Raw genomic sequence first — 6,263 nt, 5'->3', positions numbered from 1 at the left:
ACATCGAGGGCGGGCCTGCTCGCGGGGGCTGCCGAAGACGGGCTCCGTCCGCCCGCCCTCGATGTAGTGCGGCACGAACTCGGCGAGGTCGCCCGTGATGGGTCCGCTGGTCTCGCGGACGTCGATGCCGGCCGGGGTCTCTCCGACGATCCAGCTGCCGATCACGACCGTCTTCCCGTCGATGCGGGCGAGCTCGGCACGGGCCTGGTGGATGAAGCCCTCCTCGCCGTAGGCGCCGTCGTTCTCGGCGACGACCGCGCCGTCGGCGTCGAGGACGGTGACGTTCGCCCCCTCGCGGCCGAGTCGCGGCTTGCGGACCTGCGCGGTGCCGACGAGCGGCTCGACGGAGGCGGGGAGCAGGTTGGGGTGCCCGCGGAACATCTCCCAGAGCACCACGAGGAGCTGCTTGTTGCTGAGCAGGAGCTTCCACGCGGGCTCGACCCAGCGGGTGCGCTCGCGCCGGTCGAGCAGGAGCCCGCCGAACTGCTCGCCGAGCATCCACTCCCACGGGTAGAGCTTGAAGATGCGCCGGATCGGCTCGCCGTCGGCGTCGACGAAGCCGGTGCCGTCGAGCTCGTAGCGGATGTCCTCGACGAAGATCAGCTTGGGGTCGAAGCCCGCCTGGGCCGCCGTCTCGGCCATGTAGGCGACGGTGTCCGCATCCTCGACGATCAGCTCGCCGTCGCCGGAGTCGCGCAGCGACGCGAGGTGCAGCCGGGCGCCCTCGTCCAGCGTCCAGCGCTCGAGCCGGAGGTGGCGCCACTGCTCGACGAGCTGCTCGTGGAGGCTGTTGAACTGGTCGGCGTCGGGCCCGTGCACGTCGATCAGCCACTGCCACTGCGCGGCGGCCGTCTCGACGAGCGAGGTCGGGGTGTCGGCGTTGAACTCGAGCAGCTTCACCGCGCCACGGCCGTCGTAGGCGAGGTCGAAGCGACCGTAGACGGTGGGGTCGTCCTCGTCCCAGGAGGTGCGGACGAGCTCGTGGAAGCGCTCGGGGATGCCGAACTCGGCGAAGCGGCCGGTGCGCACGATCTTCTCGCACGCCTCCATGCAGAGGTCGAACAGCTCCTTGGTCACGCCCTCGAGCAGGTCGATCTCGGCGGGGGCGAAGCTGTAGGCGGCGAGCTCGTTCCAGTAGGGGCGGCCGCCCTCCGAGGGCAGGTCGTAGAAGCTGAATCCGACCTCGTCGAGGCGGGCGCGCCACTCGGGACGCGGGGGCGAGCTGTGTCTGCGCATGGTGTCCCGTCAGTGTACGTCCGGCCTCCGACAGCCAGGAGGGGGTGGACTCCCGCCTCCCTCGAGCGATCGGAACAGGGCACACTCGAGTGGTGCGCGATCGACGTCCGCTCCGCAGCGGGCAGCGCGCTCGTCCTCGCCCGACCCGACCGAAGGCGGATCATGACCCCCGCACCCCGCATCGCCCCGCTCGACGGGCTCCGCGTGCTCGAGCTCGGCAACTTCATCGCCGCCCCCACTGCGGGCCGCCTGCTGGCCGACTTCGGGGCCGAGGTGATCAAGGTCGAGAGGCCCGGCACCGGCGACGAGCTGCGCAAGTGGCGCCTGCACCCCGGGTCGACGACGTCGATGCTCTTCCACGCCATCAACCGCAACAAGAAGTCGATCACGCTCGACCTCCGCACCGAGGAGGGGCGGGACGCGGTGCGCCGCCTCGCCGCCGAGTGCGACGTCGTGCTCGAGAACTTCCGACCCGGCACGATCGAGAAGTGGGGGATCGGGCCGGACGTGCTGAACGAGGCGAACCCCGAGATCGTGATCGGGCGGATCTCGGCCTTCGGGCAGACCGGGCCCCTCTCCGAGCGCCCCGGGTTCGCGGCGGTCGCCGAGGCGATGGGCGGCTTCCGCGAGCTCGTGGGCGATCCGGACCGTCCGCCGGTGCGCGTCGGCGTCTCGATCGGCGACTCCATCGCGGGGCTCTACGCGGGTTACGGCGTGATGATGGCGCTGTTCCAGCGCGAGACGCGGCGGGCGGCGGGTCTGGAGCCCGCTCCGCTCGAGGAGCGCGTGATCGATGTGGCGCTCAACGAGGCGATGTTCTCGATGATGGAGTCGCTGATCCCCGACTACCAGGCGCACGGCATCGTCCGCGAGCGCGTCGGCGGGCGGATGGAGGGCATCGCGCCGACCAACGCCTACACGTGCTCCGACGGGTCGAGCATCGTCATCGCGGGCAACGGCGACGCCATCTTCCAGCGCTTCATGGAGATCATCGGCCGCGAGGACCTGGCCGCCGACGAGGGCCTGGCGACCAACGACCTGCGCTGGCAGCGCCGCGACGAGCTCGACGCCGCGATCGGCGCATGGACCGCGACGCGGACGTCCGCCGAGGCCCTCGCGATCCTCGACGAGAGCGGCGTCCCCTCCGGCCCGATCTACACGGCGGCCGACATCAGCTCCAGCGAGCAGTACGCCGCGCGCGACATGATCCAGAAGTTCGACGTCGAGACCGGCTCGGGCGTGATCGAGGGCGTCGGGTTCCCCGGCGTCGTCCCGGTGCTCGGCGGCCGGTCGCTCCCTCTCCGCACACTCGCCCCCGCGCTGGGGCACGACACCGAGGAGGTCCTGGCCATGCTGCAGGGCGGAACCCCCACCACGTCCACCACGGGCGACGAGCGATGACCGCCCGCCTGCGCGACGTGACCCTCCGCGACGGACTGCAGCTCACGGGACGGATGCTCTCGACCGAGCGCAAGGTGCGGCTCGCCCGCTCGCTCTTCGCCGCGGGGGTGCCCGAGCTCGAGATCGGCTCGATGGCGCGCGGCGACGTGGTGCCTCCGATGGCGAACACGCTCGAGGTGATCGAGGCGCTGACCCCCGAGGAGCTCGAGCGGAGCTGGGTCTGGGTCGCGACTCCGCGGCACATCGAGAAGGCCGCGGCGGCCGGGGCTCGCAACTTCCAGTACTGCTTCTCGGCCTCGGACTCGCACAACCGGGCGAACATCGGCCGCCCCACCGAGGCGAGCCTGGACGCCATGCCGGACGCCGTCGCGCTCGCCCACGGGGTCGGCGGGCGCATCCAGCTCTGCATCGCCACGTCCTTCACCTGCCCGTTCGAGGGCATGGTGCCGGAGGATCGGGTGCTCGCGATCGCGAACGACGCCCGGGCCGAGGGCGCCGAGGACATCGTCATCTGCGACACGCTCGGGCAGGCGCACCCCGGTCAGGTCGCGTCGCTGGTCTCGCGGGTCGTCGCCGAGACGCCCCAGCGCGAGATCGTGTTCCACGGGCACGACACCTGGGGCTCGGGGGTCGTCAACGCGCTGACGGCGGTGCAGGCCGGGGCGTCGGTCGTCGACGGGGCGCTGGGCGGCCTCGGCGGCTGCCCCTTCGCTCCGGGTGCGAGCGGGAACACCGCGACCGAGGACCTCCTGTTCGCGATGCGGCCGGAGTGGCTCGACACCGCGGCGTTCGCGGCCCTGGTCCGCGAGTCGGAGAGCCTCCTGGGCGATCTCGGCGAGGCGAACCGGTCGAAGGCGCGCCAGGGGGCCCGCTCGACCTCGACCGCGTTCCCGTGGGTGCTGGCGGAGGGCTGAGCGGCCTGGAACCTTCCCGGGAGCCGCGTCGCGCACCGGGAGGAGCCCGCTACGCTGATTAGTCAGCCAGCTGATCGATCGAGGAGCGACATGACCGCCGCAGAAGCCCCCACCCGCGCCGACCGGATCCGGCAGTCGACCGTCGCCGTGAGCGCCGTGCTCGCTCTCGTCGGCTCGTTCCTCGGCTCCGGTGCTGCCGGCGGGACCCAGATCGCCGACGCCGCGGGCGGCGCTCTGAGCGCCTCCTCGACGCCCGTCGCTCCGGACGGCCCCGCCTTCGCGATCTGGAGCGTGATCTACACGGGACTGATCGCCTACGCGATCTGGCAGTTCCTCCCCTCCCAGGCCGCGCGGACCCGCCATCGCCGGCTCGGCTACTGGGCCGCCGCGAGCCTGCTGCTGAACGCCGCGTGGATCCTGGTCGTGCAGGCCGGACTGCTCGCGCTGAGCGTCGTGGTGATCGCCCTGCTGCTCGCGGTCCTCGCCCGGATCTTCGTGCTGCTGCGCACGACGCGCACGGCGGGGGTCGTGGACGCGGTCGTCACCGACGGCACGTTCGGCCTCTACCTCGGCTGGGTCTGCGTGGCGACCGTCGCCAACGTCACGGCGGCGCTCGTGGGCGCAGGGGTCGGCAGCGCCGACGGTCCCGGCGCCTCGGCGTGGGCGGTCGTCGTGCTGGCCGTCGCCGCGCTGATCGGAGTGGCGCTCGCCGTGGCCGGCCGCGGTCGCCTCGCCCCGATGCTCTCGCTCTGCTGGGGGCTCGTGTGGGTCGCCGTGGGGCGCTTCGGCGGCGAGCTGGTGTCGGTGCCGGCGGGGATCGCGGCGCTGGTCGCGGCCGGCGTGGTGCTCGTGGTGACGGTGGCGGTGCGGATCACCGTGGCGCGGCGCGTCGCGGCCTGACTCCCGCCCTCGACGGACAGTGTCGTGTCGATGACGGAGGAGGCGTGCGGCCGGTGAGGACGAGCAGCGTTCCCGCGACCTCGTGGGCGGTGATGATCCGAGTGATCGGCCGGCAGCGATGCAGCGCGTCGATCTCCGCCTCGGGATCGGTGGACATGCCCAGGTCGTCGTCGTGAGCAGGGCCGACTCCTTCGTCCTGCACAGTGCGCGGACGGTCGACGCGTCCGGCGTCGTCCCGGATGCGTGGCTGCTCGTCGAGGACGGCGTCATCGCGGCGGCGGGCCGCGGCGGTCAGTGGCCGCGGCGGCCCGACCTGGCCGTCGTCGATGCGCGCGGCCTCACGGCGACCCCGGGGTTCCTCGACCTCCACGTGCACGGGGGAGCGGGCGAGTCCTTCGAGGACGGAGCCGACGCGATCCGCGCCGCGCTGCGTCTGCACCGCTCGAGGGGCACGACCCGCTCGCTGGTGAGCCTCGTCTCGCGGCCGATCGGGGTGCTCGAGGAGTCTCTCGCGACGGTCGCCGCCCTCGCCGCCGTGGATCCGCTCGTGCTCGGCGCGCACCTCGAGGGCCCGTTCCTCGCGCCGTCGCGCTACGGCGCCCACGACCCGTCCGCCCTCACCGCGCCCGACGACGAGTCGATCTCGCGCCTGCTCGACGCGGCGGACGGCAGGCTCCGTCAGATCACTCTCGCTCCCGAGCTCCCGGGTGCCCTTGCGGCGATCGAGCGCTTCACCGCGGCCGGAGTCGTGGTGGCCGTCGGCCACACGGCGACCGGCGCCGAGGGGGCGCGGGCCGCGTTCGATCGCGGGGCGACGCTGCTGACGCACGCCTTCAACGCGATGCCCGGTATCCACCACCGCGATCCGGGTCCCGTGGTCGCCGCCTTCGAGGACGAGCGGGTGACCCTGGAGATCGTCCTCGACGGCGAGCACGTCGATCCGCGTGTCGCCGCCCTGGCCTTCCGCGGGGCACCCGGCCGGATCGCGCTCGTCACCGACGCGATGGCGGCGGCCGGTTCGGCCGACGGGGCGTACCGCCTCGGCGCGCTGGACGTCGACGTCTCAGGGGGACGGGCGGTCCTCAGCGGCTCCCGCACCCTCGCCGGCTCCACCCTGACGCAGGACCGGGCGCTCCGGATCGGCCTCGCCGCAGGCCTGGACGAGCGGGTCCTCGTCTCGGCGCTGACCGCGACGCCCGCGCGGGTGCTGGGCCGCGCCGACCTCGGGGCGCTCGCACCGGGGTTCCGCGCGGACATCGTGCTGCTGGACGCGGCGTCCGAGGTCCGCGCCGTGTGGGCGGAGGGGCGGCGGGTGGACGGGCGGTGACGCCGGTGCCTCCGGCGTGCTCGCCGGGTCGTCACTGCTCGACCCGCCGACCGGCAGGCCGTCCCCCTCCGCCGGTCGACGGCACTGCCGCGTCTGCGTTCGCAGCGCGGGACCGTGCGACGCTACGGCGACCCTCCGTCGGTCAGTTCTTCGGGGAACCGGGACGCTGGTTCACGGTCACGGTCACGGGATCGCTCGCCGAGACGTTCCCCGCGGCGTCGGTCGCCCGGGCGGTCAGCGGGTAGGTCCCCTGGATGCCGGCGGTCCTCGTCCTCCACGACCAGGTGGTGTCGTCGGTCTGGACGGCGTCGCCGACCTTCAGGCTGCCGACGTAGAACGTCACGGCGGTCACCTCGGTGTCGTCGGTGGCGGTGACGGTGGCGGTCGTCGTGCCGCTGATCAGGGCGCCGGACTCGGGCGAGGTGATCGCGACCGCAGGCGCGGTGGTGTCGGCGACGGGCGCCTCGGGCCCGGCGGGCGCGTCG

The 6,263-nt window shown here is 73.4% G+C and carries 6 protein-coding genes; 4 read left to right on the top strand and 2 right to left on the bottom strand.

Annotated elements, in window-relative coordinates; genetic code table 11:
* The coding region (locus tag NB037_RS18200) for a glutathionylspermidine synthase family protein (RefSeq protein ID WP_251948302.1) at positions 1 to 1,236 on the bottom strand (1,236 nt) is incomplete at its 3' end.
* Between the two features lie 162 nt (positions 1,237 to 1,398).
* Here NB037_RS18200 and NB037_RS18195 point away from each other — a divergent pair.
* The 4 genes from NB037_RS18195 to NB037_RS18180 all read left to right on the top strand — a co-directional run bounded on the left by NB037_RS18195 (position 1,399) and on the right by NB037_RS18180 (position 5,778).
* A complete protein-coding gene (locus tag NB037_RS18195; protein WP_251948300.1) occupies positions 1,399 to 2,637 on the top strand; it encodes a CaiB/BaiF CoA transferase family protein in 1,239 nt (412 codons plus the stop codon).
* A complete protein-coding gene (locus tag NB037_RS18190) occupies positions 2,634 to 3,551 on the top strand; it encodes a hydroxymethylglutaryl-CoA lyase-like TIM-barrel protein (RefSeq protein WP_251948298.1) in 918 nt (305 codons plus the stop codon). The genes NB037_RS18195 and NB037_RS18190 overlap by 4 nt, the downstream gene beginning before the upstream one ends.
* A gap of 90 nt (positions 3,552 to 3,641) precedes the next feature.
* A complete protein-coding gene (locus NB037_RS18185; protein ID WP_251948296.1) occupies positions 3,642 to 4,451 on the top strand; it encodes a TspO-related membrane protein in 810 nt (269 codons plus the stop codon).
* Positions 4,452 to 4,623: 172 nt separating this feature from the next.
* Positions 4,624 to 5,778, top strand: a complete 1,155-nt coding sequence (locus NB037_RS18180; RefSeq protein WP_251948294.1) for an N-acetylglucosamine-6-phosphate deacetylase — start codon at positions 4,624 to 4,626, stop codon at positions 5,776 to 5,778.
* A gap of 142 nt (positions 5,779 to 5,920) precedes the next feature.
* Here the strand turns inward: NB037_RS18180 and NB037_RS18175 are convergent.
* The coding region (locus NB037_RS18175; protein WP_251948292.1) for an Ig-like domain-containing protein at positions 5,921 to 6,263 on the bottom strand (343 nt) is incomplete at its 5' end.

The sequence above is a fragment of the Rathayibacter rubneri genome (genome assembly GCF_023743255.1).
Classification (GTDB): Bacteria; Actinomycetota; Actinomycetes; order Actinomycetales; family Microbacteriaceae; genus Rathayibacter; species Rathayibacter rubneri.
The sequence above is the reverse complement of the archived record's forward strand: the minus strand, read 5'-3'. Positions and strand labels throughout refer to the sequence as shown.